This window comes from Aquabacterium sp. T101, from assembly GCF_057219775.1.
This window is the reverse complement of sequence record NZ_JBXVVZ010000001.1, coordinates 167,053-185,047: the sequence shown is the minus strand read 5'-3', so window position 1 is coordinate 185,047 and position 17,995 is coordinate 167,053. Positions and strand designations below refer to the sequence as shown.

18 protein-coding genes are annotated in these 17,995 nt (G+C 72.7%); 9 read left to right on the top strand and 9 right to left on the bottom strand.

Features of this window, described 5'->3' with window-relative positions:
• Nucleotides 1-28: 28 nt before the first annotated feature.
• A complete protein-coding gene (gene acuI, locus AC2EAQ_RS00855) occupies nucleotides 29-1,018 on the bottom strand; it encodes an acrylyl-CoA reductase (NADPH) (protein WP_484639781.1) in 990 nt (329 codons plus the stop codon).
• A 209-nt stretch (nucleotides 1,019-1,227) separates the two neighbouring features.
• Here acuI and AC2EAQ_RS00850 point away from each other — a divergent pair, with 209 nt between their 5' ends.
• Genes AC2EAQ_RS00850 through aqpZ form a run of 7 tightly spaced genes read left to right on the top strand, consistent with a single transcriptional unit; the run spans nucleotide 1,228 to nucleotide 6,543 of the window.
• Nucleotides 1,228-1,857 carry a C40 family peptidase gene (locus AC2EAQ_RS00850; RefSeq protein WP_484639780.1) on the top strand — a complete coding sequence of 210 codons (630 nt, stop codon included), beginning with the start codon at nucleotides 1,228-1,230 and terminating at the stop codon, nucleotides 1,855-1,857.
• A 28-nt stretch (nucleotides 1,858-1,885) separates the two neighbouring features.
• Nucleotides 1,886-3,031, top strand: coding sequence for a GTP 3',8-cyclase MoaA (moaA, locus tag AC2EAQ_RS00845; protein WP_484639779.1), 1,146 nt, complete (start codon nucleotides 1,886-1,888; stop codon nucleotides 3,029-3,031).
• Nucleotides 3,031-3,348, top strand: a complete 318-nt coding sequence (locus AC2EAQ_RS00840) for a hypothetical protein (RefSeq protein WP_484639778.1) — start codon at nucleotides 3,031-3,033, stop codon at nucleotides 3,346-3,348. Before moaA ends, AC2EAQ_RS00840 begins: the two co-directional genes overlap by 1 nt.
• Entirely contained in the window at nucleotides 3,345-3,938 is a 594-nt protein-coding gene (gene mobA, locus AC2EAQ_RS00835) for a molybdenum cofactor guanylyltransferase MobA (RefSeq protein ID WP_484639776.1), read from the top strand. Before AC2EAQ_RS00840 ends, mobA begins: the two co-directional genes overlap by 4 nt.
• Nucleotides 3,935-4,489, top strand: coding sequence for a GNAT family N-acetyltransferase (locus AC2EAQ_RS00830; RefSeq protein ID WP_484639774.1), 555 nt, complete (start codon nucleotides 3,935-3,937; stop codon nucleotides 4,487-4,489). The genes mobA and AC2EAQ_RS00830 overlap by 4 nt, the downstream gene beginning before the upstream one ends.
• Nucleotides 4,486-5,796 carry a molybdopterin molybdotransferase MoeA gene (gene moeA, locus AC2EAQ_RS00825; RefSeq protein ID WP_484639772.1) on the top strand — a complete coding sequence of 437 codons (1,311 nt, stop codon included), beginning with the start codon at nucleotides 4,486-4,488 and terminating at the stop codon, nucleotides 5,794-5,796. The genes AC2EAQ_RS00830 and moeA overlap by 4 nt, the downstream gene beginning before the upstream one ends.
• Before the next feature lie 57 nt (nucleotides 5,797-5,853).
• Nucleotides 5,854-6,543 (top strand): aquaporin Z, encoded by a 690-nt coding sequence (aqpZ, locus tag AC2EAQ_RS00820; RefSeq protein WP_484639770.1) that lies wholly within the window; start codon nucleotides 5,854-5,856, stop codon nucleotides 6,541-6,543.
• A 30-nt stretch (nucleotides 6,544-6,573) separates the two neighbouring features.
• Here the strand turns inward: aqpZ and AC2EAQ_RS00815 are convergent, their stop codons facing one another.
• The 5 genes from AC2EAQ_RS00815 to AC2EAQ_RS00795 are packed head-to-tail and all read right to left on the bottom strand — an operon-like array spanning nucleotide 6,574 to nucleotide 12,745.
• On the bottom strand, nucleotides 6,574-7,068 hold the full coding sequence (locus AC2EAQ_RS00815; RefSeq protein WP_484639769.1) for a Crp/Fnr family transcriptional regulator: 495 nt from the start codon (nucleotides 7,066-7,068) through the stop codon (nucleotides 6,574-6,576).
• Between the two features lie 34 nt (nucleotides 7,069-7,102).
• Nucleotides 7,103-10,177 (bottom strand): efflux RND transporter permease subunit, encoded by a 3,075-nt coding sequence (locus AC2EAQ_RS00810; RefSeq protein WP_484639768.1) that lies wholly within the window; start codon nucleotides 10,175-10,177, stop codon nucleotides 7,103-7,105.
• Nucleotides 10,178-10,210: 33 nt separating this feature from the next.
• Nucleotides 10,211-11,506, bottom strand: a complete 1,296-nt coding sequence (locus AC2EAQ_RS00805) for an efflux RND transporter periplasmic adaptor subunit (RefSeq protein ID WP_484639767.1) — start codon at nucleotides 11,504-11,506, stop codon at nucleotides 10,211-10,213.
• A 43-nt stretch (nucleotides 11,507-11,549) separates the two neighbouring features.
• Nucleotides 11,550-11,993, bottom strand: coding sequence for a ribonuclease HI (gene rnhA, locus AC2EAQ_RS00800; RefSeq protein ID WP_484639766.1), 444 nt, complete (start codon nucleotides 11,991-11,993; stop codon nucleotides 11,550-11,552).
• Entirely contained in the window at nucleotides 11,990-12,745 is a 756-nt protein-coding gene (locus AC2EAQ_RS00795) for a class I SAM-dependent methyltransferase (protein WP_484639765.1), read from the bottom strand. Before AC2EAQ_RS00795 ends, rnhA begins: the two co-directional genes overlap by 4 nt.
• A gap of 70 nt (nucleotides 12,746-12,815) precedes the next feature.
• On the opposite strand from AC2EAQ_RS00795, the gene gloB reads away from it, so the two are divergent.
• Nucleotides 12,816-13,586 (top strand): hydroxyacylglutathione hydrolase, encoded by a 771-nt coding sequence (gene gloB / locus AC2EAQ_RS00790; RefSeq protein WP_484639764.1) that lies wholly within the window; start codon nucleotides 12,816-12,818, stop codon nucleotides 13,584-13,586.
• The gene (locus AC2EAQ_RS00785; protein WP_484639763.1) at nucleotides 13,583-15,151 is read left to right on the top strand and encodes a transglycosylase SLT domain-containing protein; all 1,569 of its coding nucleotides are present in this window, start codon (nucleotides 13,583-13,585) and stop codon (nucleotides 15,149-15,151) included. The genes gloB and AC2EAQ_RS00785 overlap by 4 nt, the downstream gene beginning before the upstream one ends.
• Nucleotides 15,152-15,184: 33 nt before the next feature.
• Here the strand turns inward: AC2EAQ_RS00785 and recR are convergent, their stop codons facing one another.
• From recR to dnaX, 3 genes are read right to left on the bottom strand one after another with little or no spacing between them, the layout of a single operon-like run.
• Nucleotides 15,185-15,772, bottom strand: coding sequence for a recombination mediator RecR (gene recR / locus AC2EAQ_RS00780; RefSeq protein ID WP_484639762.1), 588 nt, complete (start codon nucleotides 15,770-15,772; stop codon nucleotides 15,185-15,187).
• Nucleotides 15,773-15,814: 42 nt separating this feature from the next.
• Complete coding sequence (locus tag AC2EAQ_RS00775; RefSeq protein WP_484639761.1) at nucleotides 15,815-16,141, bottom strand: YbaB/EbfC family nucleoid-associated protein; 327 nt, start codon at nucleotides 16,139-16,141, stop codon at nucleotides 15,815-15,817.
• Nucleotides 16,142-16,152: 11 nt separating this feature from the next.
• Nucleotides 16,153-17,970, bottom strand: a complete 1,818-nt coding sequence (dnaX, locus tag AC2EAQ_RS00770) for a DNA polymerase III subunit gamma/tau (RefSeq protein WP_484639760.1) — start codon at nucleotides 17,968-17,970, stop codon at nucleotides 16,153-16,155.
• Between the last annotated feature and the right edge of the window lie 25 nt (nucleotides 17,971-17,995).

Here is a 17,995-nt window from a genome sequence, read left to right as displayed (position 1 = left end):
GCCTCGTGGGATGCGCGGTTCTGGGGGATCAGGCAATGTGGACGACGATGCGACCGCGCACCTTGCCGTCCATCAAGTCGGCGGCGCGTGCGACGGCGGCCGACAGCGGAATCTCCTCGGTCATCGACGCCAGCAGCGCCGGGTCGAGGTCGCGCGCGAGACGCTGCCAGGCCACCTCGCGCAGCGGCGTGGGCGCCATCACACTGTCAATGCCGGCCAGCGTGACGCCGCGCAGGATGAAGGGCGCCACGCTGGACGGGAAGTCCATGCCCTGGGCCAGGCCGCAGGCGGCCACGACGCCGCCGTAGCGGGTCTGGGCGCAGGCATTGGCCAGGGTGTGCGAGCCCAGCGTGTCCACCACCGCGGCCCAGCGCTCCTTCTGCAGCGGCTTGCCGGGCGCGGACAGCGTGGCGCGGTCGATCACCTCGGCCGCGCCGAGGGCCTGCAGGTAGGCGGCTTCGCTCGCCTTGCCGGTGGACGCCGCCACGCGATAGCCCAGCCGCGCCAGCAGGGCGACCGCGACGCTGCCGACGCCGCCGGTGGCGCCGGTGACCAGCACGTCGCCGCTGCCCGGCGCGACGCCGTGACGTTCCAGCGCCAGCACGCACAGCATCGCGGTGTAGCCGGCGGTGCCGATGGCCATGGCCTGCCGGGCGCTGAAGGCCGCGGGCAGGGCCACCAGGCCGGCGCCGGGCAGCACGGCGCGCTCGGCCAGGCAGCCCCAGCGCGTCTCGCCGACGCCCCAGCCGTTGTGGATCACGCGGTCGCCGGCCTTCCAGCGCGGGTGCCGGCTGTCGATCACGCGGCCGGCGCCGTCGATGCCCGGCACCATCGGCCAGGTGCGAACCACCGGGCCGCGCTGGGTCAGGGCCAGGCCGTCCTTGTAGTTGAGGGTGGAGCACTCGACGCCGACGAGCACGTCGCCGTCGCCCAGCGGCGGCAGGGCTGCGTCGTCGAGGGTCTCGATGCCGGCGCGAAAGCCGGCGTCGTCCTTGCGAAGGATGAGGGCCTGGAACATGCGAATCGTCTCCTCGGGGGCTGGGTCTGATTCTGAGGCCCTCCGCGGCCGCTATTGGCACGCCTGGCGCTGACGAGCCCCTGACGCAGCCGGGGCGCCGAACCGCCGCCCCCGCAACTCGAAACCACGTGCACGGTCGGCAACAAGTGCTTGCCCTGTATGGTTTTTCGGGCTGCACCCCGAGGGCTTGCGTGATAGTCTCCGGCGCCATGTCGTCCCGAGCCCGCCGCATCACCCTGGCCGCCACGCTGGCGCTGGCGGCGGCCGGTGCGCACGCACAGTCGGGCGACCCGTTGGCGCAATGGCTGCAGTCGCGCGGCGAGCTGCCGGCGCAGGCCGCCGAACCGGCACCGACCGGCCCGACACGCAGCCGGCTGACCGAAATGGCGATGACCGCGATGAACTTCGTCGGCGTGCCCTACCGGCGCGGCGGCAACGACGCGGAAACCGGCTTCGACTGCAGCGGCTTCACGCGCCACCTGTTCCAGCTCAACCTCGGGCTGTCGCTGCCGCGGCGCTCGCACGAGCAGGCCGCGGCCCAGGGCCTGGCCGAGGTGCCGCGCACCGAGCTGCAGCCGGGCGACCTGGTGTTCTTCAACACCCTGCGCCGGGCGTTCTCGCATGTCGGCATCTACGTCGGCGACGGCCGCTTCATCCACTCGCCCAAGCCCGGGGCGGCGGTGCGGCTGGAAGACATGACCTCCAGCTACTGGCAGCGCCGATTCGACGGGGCGCGCCGCGTGGCGGCCCTGGACGACGCGGCCCTGCGCGCCTCGGCACCCGGCGCATCGACCGCCCGACCCCACGCGCTGGCGGACCTCCCGGGCGCCACGCACTGACCCGCCGGGGCGAGGGCACAATCCCGCCATGGGAGAAGCGCTGCCCCCGAGCAAGCCGACGGTCATTCCGATCGCGGACCAGCGCGTCCGCGTGTCGGTGCCGCGGGTCAGTGCCGCGCCGCGACCGCCCACCGGCGGCCTGACCGACGCCCTGGGGCGCCCGCTGCGCGACCTGCGCATCTCGGTCACCGACCGCTGCAACTTCCGCTGCAGCTACTGCATGCCCAAGGAGGTGTTCGACCGCGACTACGCGTTCCTGCCCCAGGGCTCGCTGCTCAGCTTCGAGGAGATCACCCGCCTGGCCCGGGTGTTCGCGGCCCACGGCGTGCGCAAGATCCGGCTCACCGGCGGCGAGCCGCTGCTGCGCCGGCACCTGGAGTCGCTGGTGGAGATGCTGGCCGGCCTGCAGGGCGCTGACGGCCAGCCGCTGGACCTGACCCTCACCACCAACGGGTCGCTGCTGCGCCGCAAGGCGCGCGCCCTGGCCGACGCCGGCCTGAAGCGCATCACCGTCAGCCTGGACGCGCTGGACGACGCCACCTTCCAGCGCATGAACGACGTCGGCTTCCCGGTAGCCGACGTGCTGGACGGGATCGACGCCGCGATCGAAGCCGGCCTGGGGCCGGTGAAGGTGAACATGGTCGTCAAGCGCGGCACCAACGACGGCGAGATCCTGCCGATGGCGCGCTGGTTCCGCGACCACTACGGCGGCGCCGTGGTGCTGCGCTTCATCGAGTACATGGACGTCGGCGAAACCAACGGATGGCGCATGGACCACGTGCTGCCGTCGCGCGAGGTGATCGAGCGCATCGCCAGCGTGTGGCCGCTCGAGCCGGCGCAGGCCGGCGTGCCCGGCGAGACGGCCGAGCGCTGGCGCTACCTGGACGGCGGCGGCGAAGTGGGCGTGATCTCGAGCGTGACGCAGGCGTTCTGCCGCGACTGCAACCGGGCCCGCCTGTCCACCGAGGGGCGGCTGTACCTGTGCCTGTTCGCGACCCAGGGCCACGACCTGCGCCACCTGCTGCGCGAAGGCGGCGCCACCGACGCGCAGATCGGCGGTGCCCTGGCCGACATCTGGGCCGCGCGCCGCGACCGCTACTCCGAACTGCGCAGTGCCGGCCTGCCCAGCGGCCAGGGCGAGCGCAAGGTCGAGATGCACTACATCGGCGGCTGATGAACGAACCCGTCCCCTACCGCACCATCGGTATGCGCACGCGGGCGCGCCTGGCGCTGGGGCTGCTGGCCGTGCTGGTGGGCCCGTGGCTGGCCGGTGCCTGGGTCAAGACCGGACTGCAGCCCGGTCTGGCCGACGACGCCGCGCGCGAGGCGATGCGGGTGGACTTCATCGTCGCGGGCGCCACCGTGTTCGGCCTGGCGATGATGGTCGTCGTGACCTGCGGCTGCTGGATCGTCGGCGTGATGAAGGGTCCGCAGCGCAGCGCCGACACGTACCCGGCCGAGCGTGCCGAAGCACAGGAGCCCCGTCGATGATCGACGCCGAGCAGATCACCGGGCTGGTGCTGGCCGGCGGCCGAGGCAGCCGCATGGGCGGCGCCGACAAGGGCCTGCAGAACCACCGCGGCGTGCCGCTCGCGCTGCATGCGCTGCTGCGGCTGCAACCGCAGGTCGGCTCGCTGCTGCTCAATGCCAACCGCAACATCGGCGCCTACGAGGCGCTCGGCGCGCCGGTGTGGCCCGACCCGATCGATGGCTTCGCGGGGCCGCTGGCGGGCTTCCTCGCCGGCCTGGAGCACTGCGAGACCCCCTGGCTGGTGACGGTGCCCTGCGACACGCCGGACTTCCCGGACGACCTGGTCGCGCGCCTCGCGCAGGCGGCCGAACGCGACGGCGCCGAGATCGCCTACGCCACCACGCTGGAGGACGGCCGCGAGCAGCCGCACCCGGTGTTCTGCCTGCTGCGCAGCGAACTGGTGGAAAGCCTCGTGGCGTTCCTGCACGTCGGCGGCCGCAAGATCGACGCCTGGTTCGCGCAGCACCGGGCGGTGCGTGTGCCCTTCCCCGACCCGCGCGCGTTCTTCAACGCCAACACCTCCGCCGAACTGGCGCAGCTGCAGCGATGAACGTCCCGGCCTTCCGGTCGGTGCCGTCGGCATCGGCGGCGCTGTCGGTGCGCGAACTGGCCGCGCCCGACCTCGCCGCCTACAAGGCCCTGCGCGACCATGCCCTGGCCCACCACGAGGAGGCGTTCACCTCCGACGCGGCGGCGGAGGCCACGCGCACGGCGCAGAGCTACGCGTCGCGCCTGGGCTGCTCGGACGACGGCGCGAGCTTCACGCTCGGCGCCTTCCGCGGCGACCGGCTGGTCGGCGCCGTCAGCTGCGAGCGCGACCCCCGCACCAAGGTGCGGCACGTGGGCCATGTGATCGGCACCATGGTGCTGTCCGGCGAACAGGGGGCCGGCGTCGGCCGCGCGCTGATGGAGGCGCTGCTGGCGCGCGCCGAGGCCGACGCGGAGCTGGAGCAGCTCACGCTCACCGTCACCGCCGGCAATGCGGCGGCCGAGCGGCTGTACGAGCGCATGGGCTTCGTGCGCTTCGGCACCCTGCCCCGCGCGATCCGCGTCGGCGACCGCTACTTCGACAAGCACCACATGGTGCGGACCCTGCGATGACCCTCCCCCACGACCCCGCCCCGGCGCCGACGCTGGAACAGATCGCCTCGTGCGTGTCGGGCTACGACCCGAACGCCCTGCCCGTGGCGCAGGCGCAGGAATTCATCGCCCGCCTGGTGCCTCGCGTGGCCGCCGTGGAGAAGGTGGCCCTGCGCGCGGCGCTCGGCCGGGTGCTCGCCGCCGACATGATCTCCGCGATCGACGTGCCGGCGCACGACAACTCGGCGATGGACGGCTACGCGCTGCGCGGCGCCGACCTCGCCCGCGACGGCGACACGCTGATGCCGGTGGCCGGCACCGGGCTGGCCGGCCAGGCGTTCGACGGTGGCGTGCCGCCCGGCGCCTGCGTGCGCATCATGACCGGCGCGGTGATGCCGCCCGGGCTCGACACCGTGGTGCCGCAGGAGTTCACGCGCGCCGACGGCGACGGCCGGGTGCGCATCCCCGCCGGCGTGGTGCGCGCGGGCGACAACCGGCGCCTGAAGGGCGAGGACCTCGCGCGCGGTTCGGCGGCACTGCGCGCCGGCCGGGTGATCCGCCCGGCCGACCTGGGCCTGCTGGCGTCGCTGGGTCAGGCCGAGGTGGCCGTGTTCCGGCGCCTGCGCGTGGCGTTCTTCTCCACCGGCGACGAGCTGCGCTCGATCGGCGAGCCGCTCGACGAAGGCTGCGTCTACGACAGCAACCGCTACACGCTGTGGGGCATGCTGCAGCGGCTGGGCTGCGAGGTGCTCGACCTGGGCGTGGTGCGCGACGACCCGGCGGCGCTGCGCGCGGCCTTCACCGAAGCGGCGGCCAGCGCCGACGCGGTGATCACCTCGGGCGGCGTCAGCGTCGGCGAGGCCGACCACACCAAGCAGATCATGGCCGAGCTGGGCGACGTGCTGTTCTGGCGCATCGCGATGCGGCCGGGCCGGCCGATGGCCATCGGCCGCATCGGCGGCGGCGCGGCGCGGCCGGCCATCCTGTTCGGACTGCCGGGCAACCCGGTGGCGGTGATGGTCACGTTCTACGCCTTCGTGCGCGACGCGCTGCGCGCCATGAGCGGCGCCACGCCCGAGCCGCTGCCGCTGCTGCGCGCCGCCTGCACCACGCCGCTGCGCAAGAAACCCGGCCGCACCGAGTACCAGCGCGGCATCGTCTCGCGCGGGGCGGACGGCCGCTGGCAGGTGGCCATCACCGGCAGCCAGGGCTCGGGCATCCTCTCGTCGATGAGCGTGGCCAACGGCATGGTGGTGCTGCACCACGATCAGGGCAACGTCGCCGCCGGCGACGAGGTCGACGTGGTCCCGTTCGACGGACTGGTGTAGCGTCGGGGCGGCGGGTCCGCCAGGGCCCCGCCTTTCACCACCAAGCGAGGAGGACACATGAACAAGGCTCTCGGTGCGGAATTCCTGGGCACGTTCTGGCTGGTGCTCGGAGGTTGCGGCAGCGCCGTGATCTCCGCGGCCTTCCCGGGCGTGGGCATCGGCCTGCTGGGCGTGTCGCTGGCCTTCGGCCTGACGGTGCTCACCATGGCCTATGCGGTGGGCCCGATCTCCGGCGGGCACTTCAACCCGGCCGTGTCGGTGGGGCTGTGGATGGCCGGCCGCTTCCCGGCCGAGCGTCTGTGGCTCTATGTGCTGGCCCAGGTGCTGGGCGCCATCGCCGCCGGCGCGGTGCTGTACGTGATCGCCAGCGGCGCGGCGGGCTTCGACGCCGCCAAGGGCTTCGCCTCCAACGGCTACGGTGCCCGGTCGCCCGGGGGCTACTCGCTGGTGGCCGCACTGGTGGCCGAAGTGGTGCTGACGGCGTTCTTCCTGATCGTGATCCTCGGCGCCACTGACAAGCGGGCGCCGGCCGGCATGGCCCCGCTGGCCATCGGCCTGGCGCTGACGCTGATCCACCTGATCAGCATCCCGGTGACCAACACCTCGGTGAACCCGGCCCGCAGCACCGGCGTGGCGCTGTTCGCCGGCGCCGGGGCGATGGGCCAGCTGTGGCTGTTCTGGGTGGCGCCGATCGTCGGCGCGATCCTCGGCGCGCTCGCCTGGCGGGCCGTCGGCAGCGAGGACTAGGCCCCCGCGCCGGGCACGGCCCACGGCCCGTCACAGGGCCTGGAAGTTGGTGTCCGTCGTGGGCGCCTGGCCGCCCATGACGGCCTCGAAGAGCATCTCGTCGGTCTCGCGCAGGCGGCGGCACATCTCGCGCGCGATGTTCATCTGCACCAGTGCGAACTGCCCGACGTCGTGCTCGTACAGGCGCAGCAGGTCGGCCGCGGTGATCTCCAGCGCGCGGCTCGCGTCCTGCGCGCGCACGGAGGCGCTGCGCGGGAACAGGTCCAGCAGGGCCATCTCGCCGAAGCAGTCGCCCGGCTCCAGCACGCGAAGCTGCATCGACTGGCTGCGCCACTGCTTGACCACGACGACGCGGCCGGCCTCCAGCACGTACAGGCCCTGGGCCGGCTCCTGCTCGCGGAAGAAGTAGCCGCCGGCCGGCACCTCCACCCGCCGCCCGGCGCCCACCAGCACCTGCAGCGCCTGCGGCTCGACGCCGCCGAAGATCGGCATCTGCTGCAGCCGTTCGATGGAGACGGGCGACATCAGGGGTCCTGGGGCCTGCGCGGGCGGGGTGCCGTCACTTGGCCGGCACGGCCTCGTCGATGGCCTTCTCGGTGATGCCGCCGGGCACGCGCCGGCGCGCGAACCAGGTGTAGACCGTGGGCACGACGAAGATGGTCAGCAGCGTGCCCACCGACATGCCGCCCACGATCACCCAACCGATCTGGGTGCGGCTCTCGGCGCCCGCGCCGGTGGCCAGGGCCAGCGGCAGCGCGCCCAGCACCATGGCGCCGGTGGTCATCAGGATCGGGCGCAGGCGCAGCGACGCGGCTTCGACGACGGCTTCCTGGATCGACCGCCCCTGCTGCCGCAGCTGGTTGCTGAACTCGACGATCAGGATGCCGTGCTTGCTGATCAGGCCCACCAGGGTCACGAGGCCGATCTGCGAATACACGTTGAGCGTGCCTCCGGACAGGCGCAGCGCGACCAGCGCCCCCACCATCGACAGCGGCACCGCCAGCAGGATCACGAACGGGTCGATGAAGCTCTCGAACTGCGCCGACAGCACGAGGAAGATGAACAGCAGCGCCAGCACGAACACCAGGCCGAGGGCGCCGCTGGAGGCGCGGAACTCGCGGCTCACCCCGTTGAGCTCGGTCACGTAGCCCGTGGGCAGCACCTTGGCGGCCGTGGCGTCCATGAACTGCAGCGCCTGGCCGAGCGAGTAGTCCGGCGCCAGGTTGGCGGTGATGGTCACCGAGCGGCGCTGGTTGAAGTGGTTCAGCTCGCGCGGGCTGACCGATTCGCGCACCTTGACCAGCGACGACAGCGGCACCATGGTGTCGTTGCGGCCGCGCACGAACAGCTTCTCGATGTCCTCGGGCGTGGTGCGGCCGCCCATCGACGTCTGCGTGATCACGTCGTACTGGTCCGCCTCGCGCTTGTAGCGGCCGACGACGCGGCCGCCCAGCATGGTCTCGACGGTGCGCGCGACGGCGTCGACGCTGACGCCCATGTCGGCCGCGCGGTCGCGGTCGACCTCCATGAAGATCTCGGGCTTGTTGAGCTGCAGGTCGATGTCGGGCTGCACGAAGCCTGGGTTCTTCGCCATCTCGGCGGTGAACTGCTGCGCCACGCGGGCGAGGTTCTGGTAGCTGTCGCTGGTGAGGATGACGAAGTTGACCGGCCGCTCGCGGAAGCCCTGGCCCAGGCTTGGCGGCGTGATCGGAAAGGCGCTCACGCCGGGCAGCGCCGCCATCTTGGGCGTCAGGTCGCGCGCCAGCTCCTGCGTGGTGCGGCTGCGCTGGTCCCAGTCGGTGGCGCGCATCACCGCCGTGGCCTGCGACACCTGGCCGCCGCCCATGAACATGAAGCGCCGGTCGAATTCCGGGTAGGTCGCCACGACCTTGTCGATCGCGTCGAGGTAGCGCGCGGTGAAGTCGAGCGTGGCGCCGTCGGGCGCGCGCACCGGCATGATGATGACCCCGCGGTCCTCCAGCGGGGCCAGCTCGCTCTTGGCGTTGGTGAACAGCCACCAGCTCGCGCCGGCCGACACGGCCATCACCACGGCGACGATCCAGCGGTGCGCCAGCACCCCGCGCAGCGCCCGCTCGTAGCCATGCCCGGTGGCGACCAGCATGCGCTCCATGAAGTTGTCGAAGCGGCTCGGTTTGGGGTTGTGGCGCAGCAGCTTGCTGCACATCATCGGCGTGAGGGTCAGCGCGACGAAGCCCGACACGATCACGGCGCCGGCCAGCGTGAGGGCGAACTCGCCGAACAGGCGCCCGGTGCGGCCCGGCGTGAAGGCCAGCGGCGCGAACACGGCCGCCAGCGTCATCGTCATCGCCACCACCGCGAAGCTGATCTCCTTGGCGCCCTTGAGCGCGGCCTGGAACGGCGACAGTCCCTCCTCGATGTGGCGGAAGATGTTCTCCAGCACCACGATGGCGTCGTCCACGACGAGGCCGATGGCCAGCACCAGCGCCAGCAGCGTCAGCGTGTTGATGGTGAAGCCCGCCAAGGCAATCAGCGCGAACGACCCGATCAGGCTGACGGGGATCGTGACCAGCGGGATGATCGACGCGCGCAGCGTGCGAAGGAACACGAACACCACCAAGGCCACCAGCACCACCGCCTCGGCCACCGTGGTGTACACGGACTTGATGGAACGGTCGATGAACACCGAGTTGTCGTTGGCCTGCACCACCGTCACCGACGGCGGCAGGTCGCGCTGGATCAGCGGCATCACCGCGCGCACGCCGGCCGCGACTTCCAGCGGGTTGGCCGTGGCGTTGCGGATCACGCCGGTGGAGATCGATGGCACGCCGTTCAGGCGCACGCGCGAGCGATCGCTGGCCGCCGCCTCCTCCACGCGGGCCACGTCGCGCAGGCGCACCGTGTAGCCGTTGATGTTGCGCAGCGCGATGTCGGAGAACTGCGCCACCGTGTTCAGATCGGTGCGGGCGGTGACGTTGAACTCGCGCTGCGCGCTCTCGATGCGGCCGGACGGCACTTCCAGGTTCTGCCGGCGCAGCGCGTCCTCCACGTCCTGCACCGTCACGCGGTGCGCGGCGAGCTTGTCCGGGTCGAGCCAGATGCGCATCGCGTACTTGCGGTCGCCGCCGATCTGCACGTCGGCCACGCCGGGCACGGTCTGCAGGCGTGGCTTGACGATGCGGTTGATCAGGTCGGTGACCTCCAGCGGGCTCAGCGTCTCGCTGGTGTAGGCCAGCCAGATGGTGGGCGTGGCATCGGCTTCCACCTTGGCGATCACCGGCTCGTCGATCGCGTCGGGCAGTCGGCCGCGCACGCGCGACACGCGGTCGCGCGTGTCGGCCGCGGCGTTGTCCGGGTTCTTCTCGAGCTTGAAGCGCACCGTGATCTGGCTGCGCTCGGCGCGCGAGATCGACGTGATGATGTCCACGCCGTCGATGCCGGCGATGGAGTCCTCGAGCGGCTTGGTGACCTGGGACTCGACCACTTCGGACGAGGCGCCGATCAGGCGCGTGTCCACCGTGACCACCGGCTCGTCGATGCGCGGGTACTCGCGCACCGTGAGCCGGTCGAACGACACGAGGCCCACCAGGATGATGAGCAGCGACATCACGCTGGCCAGCACGGGCCGGCGGATGGAGGTCTCGGAGATGCGCATGGTGGGCCTGTCCTGCCTGGGGGCGTGCGGGGGTCAGGCCGGTGCGCGCGGCGTGGGGGCCGCGCTGGCCGAAGGCGCAGCGGCGCCCGGCGCGGCGCCGGGCCCGGCACCGCCCGGGCCCTTGCGCGGCCCGCCTTCGCCCGCGCGGGCCAGGTCCACCACCCTCAGCGGCAACGCGTCGCCGCGCAACAGCCGCTGGTGGCCTGCGGTGACGACGAGGTCGCCCGGCGCGATGCCTTCCAGGATCTCGACCTTGCCGGCCTGCCGCACGCCGAGCTTGGCCTCGATGCGCTGCGACACCTTGCCCGGCGCACGGGCGAGGTCGGCGCCACTGGCCGCCGCGGTCACCGCCGGGCCGTCGACGGCCTTGAAGACGAATTGCTTGCCGCCCTGCGGCACCAGCGCCTCCTCGGGCACCACCACGGCGCGCTCGCGCACCGCGAACACGACGCGCGCCCGAGCGAACATGCCCGACGTCAGCATCGCGGCCGGCTTGTCGATGCGCGCGCGCACCAGCAGCGAGCGTCCGTTGGCGTCGATCAGCGAGTCCAGCGCGTCGACCTTGCCGTCGAAGCTGGCGCCGGGCAGCGCGTCGAAGGTGACCTTGACGCTCAGGCCGGGGCGGGTGAGGCCGACGTAGCGCTCGGGCAGGCGGAAGTCCACCCACAGCCGCGAGCGGTCCTCCAGGCTGACGATGTCGGCACCGTCCTTCAGGTAGTCGCCGACATCGACGCTGCTGATGCCGGCCACACCGTCGAAGGGCGCCACGATCGACAGCCGAGCCAGCTGGGCCTTGGCCAGCGCCACCTGCGCCATGGCCACGTCGAGCGCGGCGGCGTTCTGGTCCACCGCGCTCTGGCTGACGAAGTTCTGGGCCAGCAGCTCGCGGCTGCGCTGCAGGTTGGTGCGCGCGATCGAGGCCTGGGCCTCAGCCTGCTGCAGCTGGGCACGCTGGAGCTGGTCGTCGAGCTGCACCAGCAGCTGGCCCCGCTTGACGCGTTGCCCGTCCTTGAAGCCGATGCGCTGCACGCGGCCGCTGACCTCCGGACGCAGCATCACGGACTGGGCCGCCCGCACCGTGCCGACGGCCTGGGCGTCGTCCTCGATCCGCACTGCCTCGGCCCGGCCCAGCTCGACCGCGGCAGGCCCGCCACCGCCGCCGCCCCCTGCGCCGGCGCCACCCGGCCCGGCCGGCCGGGCCGGGCCGCCCGCCACCGGGGTCGCAGGGGTCGTCGGCGCGGATTTCTTGTTCTGGAACCACCAGGCTCCTGCGGCAATGACGGCGATGCCGGCCACTGCCACCCAGGTGTGCATTTTCTTGAGGGCCATCGTTCGAATGTATTCGTTGTCGCCGGTCGACGGATCGGGTCGGCTACTGCCTCTGGGCGTCCGCCCCCCGGTTCGCGAGGGCGTCGGCCCGCTCGTTGCCGGGGTCGCCGGCGTGGCCCTTCACCCAGCGCCATTGCACCTGGTGCTGCTGCGCCAGCGTGTCCAGGCGCTGCCACAGGTCGACGTTCTTCACCGGCTTGCGATCGGCCGTGAGCCAGCCGCGCGGCTTCCATTGGTGGATCCACGTGGTGATGCCCTGCCGGACGTACTGGCTGTCGGTGTGCAGTTCCACCCGGCTCGCGCGCTTGAGCACCGACAGGGCCTCGATCACGGCGGTGAGTTCCATGCGGTTGTTGGTGGTCAGCGGCTCGCCGCCCCACAGTTCCTTCTCGTGTGCGCCCCAGCGCAGCCAGGCGCCCCAGCCGCCGGGGCCGGGGTTGCCCTTGCAGCTGCCGTCGGTGTAGATCGTGATGATGCTGTCGGTCATGTTTCCCGTTCGTGTCCGGGGCGGCGGCGCTGTGTCAGTACCGCCGGCGCGGCCGGCGCCTTGACGCGGTCGCGCCGCGCCAGGCCCACCAGCCGCATGCCGCGGATGCGCTTGACGGCCACCACCATGTAGACGGACCCGAATACCGGCCACCAGCGGTCGCCGACGCGGTCCATCCAGGTGAATCGGTCGAGCCAGCGCTGCGATGCCAGCGCCGGCCGGTAGGCGCCGAAGCGCCCGCCCTCGACCTCGAAGCTGAGCAGGCGCAGCCAGTCGCGCAGGCGCCAGTAGCCGATGAAGTCGCCCGGCCGCGGCAGATACAGCGGCGCCTTGCCGCCCAGGGCCTGGCGAAGTCGGCCCATGCGCTGGCGCAGCCCCCACAGGCTGGCGGCATTGAAGCCGAGGATCACCACGCGACCCTCGGGCATCAGCACGCGCTCCACTTCGGCCAGCGTCTGGTGCGGGTCGAGCGCCAGTTCGAGCGTATGCGGCAGCACCACGAGGTCGAGCGTGCGCTCGGGAAACGGCAGTGCATCGCCATGGGCCAGCAGGGCCACCGTCTTCGGCGGCTTGCCCGGCTGCTCGATCGTCACCCAGCGGTGGGGCATGCGGTTGGCGCGCAGCGCGTCGAGTTCCGGCAGCCCGATCTGCAGCGCGTGGAAGCCGAACACGTCGGCCACCACGCGGTCGAGTTGCGCCTGCTCCCACGCCAGCAGGTACTGTCCCGGCGGGGTGCCGAGCCACTCTGCCAAGGCCGCTGTGCTGGGAGGGTGGTCTTTCATGAAGAGCCGCTGGGTCGCGCTTCCTATAATCCCGCCGCCGATGGAACTGCTCGCCCTCCCCGCCTTCACGGACAACTACATCTGGCTCTTGCACGATGGCGCGCAGGCGCTGGTGGTCGATCCGGGTGAAGCGGCGCCGGTGCAGGCCGCGCTCGACGCGCAGGGCCTCGAGCTGTCGGCGATTCTAGTGACGCACCACCATGCCGATCATGTGGGCGGCATCGACGCGCTGCGTCCGCGGCTGCGCGGCCCGGTGTACGGCCCCGCGCGCGAGCGGATCCCGGCCCCCTTCGTGCCGCTCGCCGACGGTGCCCGCATCGTGGCCGTCGGCACCGAGTTCGAGGTCTTCGACGTGCCGGGCCACACCGCAGGCCACATCGCCTACCTGCATCGCCCGGCCGGCGCGCCGCCGCTGCTGTTCTGCGGCGACACGCTGTTCTCGGCCGGCTGCGGCCGCCTGTTCGAGGGCACGCCGGCGCAGATGCATGCGTCGCTGGGCCGGCTGGCGTCGCTGCCGGGCGCCACGCGGGTGTGCTGCACGCACGAGTACACCTTGTCCAACCTGCGCTTCGCGGCCGCGGTCGAGCCCGGCAACGACGAGGTGCGCCGCTACACCGACTGGTGCGAGAAGCGCCGGTCGCAGGACCTGCCGACGCTGCCTTCGTCGATCGAGCGCGAGCAGCAGGTGAACCCTTTCCTGCGCTGCACGCAACCCGAGGTCGTGGCCTCGGCGCTGGACCACGGCGCCGCGGACGGCACGCCGGCCGCGGTGTTCGCCGCGCTGCGCGAATGGAAGAACACCTTCCGATGACGGCCCTGCGACGCTGGCGCAGCGCCCTCGCCCTGGCCGCCCTGGCGGGTTTGTGGGGATGCGCCACGGCGCCGCGCGACGACGGCCCGGCCCCCCCTGCGGAGCCGCCCCGCCCGGTCGCCGCCGCGCCCGTCGCCAGCGCCGCGGCACCGTCGCCCGCGGCCGTGCCGGCCTCGGCCCCGCAGGGCACGGTGGCGGCCGCCCCGGCCGACGCCGCCGGCCCCGCCACCGAGGCGCCGGTGGACCCGCTGCGCCCCGAGGCGCGCATCGACCTCGACGACCGCGGCGCGCGGGTCAGCCTGTGGGAGCGCGTGCGAAACGGCTACTCGATGCCCGACCTCGACGGCGACCTCGTGCGCAAGTGGGAGCGCTACTACGCCGACCGCCCCGACTACGTGCAGCGCATGACCGAGCGCGGTGGCCGCTACCTGTTCCACATCGTGGAGGAGGTGGAACGCCGGGGCCTGCCCACCGAACTGGCGCTGCTGCCCTTCATCGAGAGCGCCTTCAATCCGGAGGCCATGTCGCGCGCCCGGGCCTCGGGCATGTGGCAGTTCATGCCGGCCACGGGTCGCCACTTCGAACTGGCGCAGAACGTGTTTCGCGACGACCGGCGCAGCGTGCTGGACTCCACCCGCGCCGCGCTCGACTACCTGGCCAAGCTGCACGGCATGTTCGGCGACTGGCACCTCGCGCTGGCCGCCTACAACTGGGGCGAAGGCAATGTGCAGCGCGCGGTGCGGGCCAACGAGCGTGCCCGCCGCGGCACCGACTACCCCAGCCTGCGCATGCCGATGGAAACGCGCGACTACGTGCCCAAGCTGCAGGCCGTGGTCAACATCGTGGCCGACCCCGCCCGCTTCGGCCTGACGCTGCCGCCGCTGGAGAATCACCCCTACTTCCTGGCCGTGCCCATCGCGCGCGACATCGACGTCGAGCTGGCCGCGAAGCTGGCCCAGCTGCCTCTGACCGAGTTCCGCTCGCTGAATCCGCAGATGAACAAGCCGGTGATCGTGGCGGCCGGCACGCCGCAGGTGCTGCTGCCCTACGACAACGCGAACCACTTCGTGAAGGCGGTGGCGCAGCACCCGGGGCCGCTGGCGAGCTGGACCGCCTGGGTGGCCCCGCGCACGATGAAGACGGCCGACGCCGCGCGCCAGGTGGGCATGAGCGAGGCCGACCTTCGCGACCTGAACGACATCCCGCCGCGCATGCTGGTCAAGGCCGGCTCCACCCTGCTCGTGCCGCGCCATCCGCACCGCGACACCGACGACGTGCCCGAGCGCCTGGCCGAGAGCGCGACGCTGGCCCTGGCCGCCGACGGCCCGGCTCTGCGGCGCGTTTCGGTGCGCGTGGGCAAGCGCGGCGACACGGTCAGCGGCGTGGCGCGGCGCTTCGGCGTGCCGGCCAAGAGCGTGGCACAGTGGAACCAGGTGTCCACCACGGCGCAGTTCGCCGCCGGCAGCACGGTGGTGGTGTATGTGGCACAGAAGGCGCGCGCACGCGCCGACAAGCCGGCGCGCGCGCCTTCGAGGCCGGCGCGCAACGCCGCCCGCAAGCGATAGCCGCCAGCCGATCCGGCGCGCGGGCCGTGACGCTCAGCGCCGGTCGCTCAGCGCGTGGGCGATCGTCGACAGGTCGACGTACTCGAGTTCGCTGCCCACGGGCACGCCGCGCGCCAGCCGGGTGACCGACTTGCCCCGGGCGCGCAGGGCCTGGCCCAGCGCGTGGGCGGTGGCCTCACCCTCGGCGGAAAAGCCCAGCGCCAGGATCACCTCTTCCACGGCCGGGTCGGCGGCCCGCTCCAGCAGCTCGGCCACGCCGATGTCGCGCACGCCCACACCGTCCAGCGGCGACAGGCGCCCCATCAGCACGAAGTACAGGCCGCGATAGCTGCCGGTGCGCTCCAGGGCCGCCTGATCGGCGGGCGTTTCCACCACCGCGAGGCGGCTCGGGTCGCGCTGCGGGTCGCTGCACACGTCGCACACCGGGCTCTCGCTGAAGGTGTGGCAGCGCTGGCAGTGGTGCACCTGCGCCACCGCGCCCGTGAGCGCGGTGGCCAGCTTCAGCGCGCCCTCGCGGTCGTGCTGCAGCAGGTGAAAGGCCATGCGCTGGGCCGACTTGACCCCGACGCCGGGCAGGCGACGCAGCGCCTCGATCAGGCCTGACAGCGCGGGTTCAGCCACGGGCACGCCCCGCGACGCCGGGCAGGCAGTGCGCCGGCACGTTCAGAACGGGAACTTCATGCCCGGCGGCATCGGCATGCCGGCCGTGAGCTTGCCCATCTTCTCGGCGCTCACCTCCTCGGCACGGCGCACGCCGTCATTGAAGGCCGCAGCCACCAGGTCCTCGAGCATGTCCTTGTCGTCGGCCAGCAGGCTCGGGTCGATGGTGATGCGGCGCACGTCGTGCTTGCAGGTCATCACCACCTTGACCAGGCCGGCGCCGGACACGCCCTCGACTTCCATCTGCGCCAGCTCGTCCTGGGCGCGCTTGAGGTTGTCCTGCATCTGCTGGGCCTGCTTCATCAGGCCGGCGAGCTGCTGCTTCATCATGACGGGAACTCCTAGTGGGGTTTGATCGAACCGGGCACGATGCGTGCCGACGGGAACTGGGCGAGCATGTCCTGCACCAGCGGGTCGTTGCGGATCAGCTCCTCGGCCTCGCGCTGGCGCCGGTCGCGCTCGGCGGCGTCGCGGCGCGCCGGGCTGTCGGTGACGGCGCCGGCCTCGACCTCCAGCCGCAGCGGCCCGATGCCCAGCGTGTCGACGAGCGCCGCGCGGAGCTTGTCCACCAGGCCGGCCGCCCGCAGCGACTCGCGCTCCACGCGCAGGCGCCACTGCGGCTCGGCACCGTCCTGCTGGTCGACGAGCTGCGCCTGCATCGCCAGCTCGCGCGCGAGCGCCGTGACCGCCTGGCGCTGCACGAGCAGGGCCACGATGCCGGCCCAGCGCTCGCCCAAGGGCGTGGGTTCGAGCGCCACCGATGCCGTCGCCGCGGGCGCGGATGCCGGCACCGGCTCGCGCCGCGTCGGGGCGGCGTCGAAGGCCTCGTCGGGCGGCGGCTCGTCCATCCACGGCGGCACGTCGTCCGGCGCCGGGCGGGCGACCGGCGGCGGCACCGGCCGTGGCGCGGCCGGCGTGCTCGCCACCGCCCGCGGAGGCGACTTGGCCAGCGCGGCCGCCGGCCGCACGGCAGCGTCGGCCGCGGCCGGTGTCGGCGCCGAGGGACTGGCGACCCGGTCCGCCGGATCGGACGGGCGGGCCGACCCGGGCCCCGGCGTGCCCGCAGGGGCGAACGCCAGCAGGCGCAGCAACACCATCGACAGGCCGGCATAGGCGTCCGGGGCGAGCATCAGCTCCTGGCGGCCGTGCAGCACGAAGCTGTAGAGCAGCTGGGTCTCGTCGGCGGGCAGCAGCGCCGCCAGCTCGCGCGTGACCGGCGTGTCGGGATCGGTGTCGGGCAGCGCGCCGGGCACGGCCTGCTCGATGGCCATCTGCTGCAGCAGGCCGGCCAGTTCCTCCAGCGTGCCCGCGGCCGACAGGCCGTGCTCGCGCAGTGCGGCCACCCCAGACAGCACGGCACGGCCGTCGCGCGAGGCGAGCGCGCGCACGAACCGCTCGGCGTGGCCGCGGTCGACGCTGCCGAGCATGGCGCGCACCGCCTCGGCGCCGAGCGTGCCGCCGGCGTAGGCGATGGCCTGGTCGGTCAGGGACAGCGCGTCGCGCATCGAGCCGCGCGCCGCGCGTGACAGCAGCCGGATCGAGCCCGCGTCGTAGCCCACCTGCTCGGTGTCGAGCACATGCTGCAGGTGCTCGGCCACCACCTCGGGCGCCATCGGGCGCAGGTTGAACTGCAGGCAGCGCGACAGCACCGTGGGGAGCATCTTCTCGGGGTCGGTCGTGGCCAGCACGAACTTCAGGTACTCGGGCGGCTCCTCCAGCGTCTTGAGCAGCGCGTTGAACGAGTCCTTCGTGAGCTGGTGCGCTTCGTCGATCATGAAGATCTTGAAGCGGCCGACGCTGGGCTTGTAGGCCGCGCGTTCGAGCAGGTCGCGGATCTGGTCGATGCCGCGGTTGCTGGCGGCGTCGAGCTCGATGTAGTCGATGTAGCGGTCGGCGTCGATCTCGGTGCAGGCGGTGCACACGCCGCAGGGCGCGGCGGTGATCCCGCCCTGCCCGTCCGCCCCGGTGCAGTTCAGGCTCTTGGCCAGGATGCGCGATACCGTCGTCTTGCCGATGCCGCGCGTGCCGGTGAACAGGTAGGCGTGGTGCAGGCGGCGCTGCTCGAGGGCGTGCGTGAGCGCGGTGACCACCGCGTCCTGGCCCACCATCTCCGAGAACCGCCGCGGCCGGTACTTGCGCGCGAGCACCACGTAACTCATGCGGACGATTCTAGAGGGCGGCCCG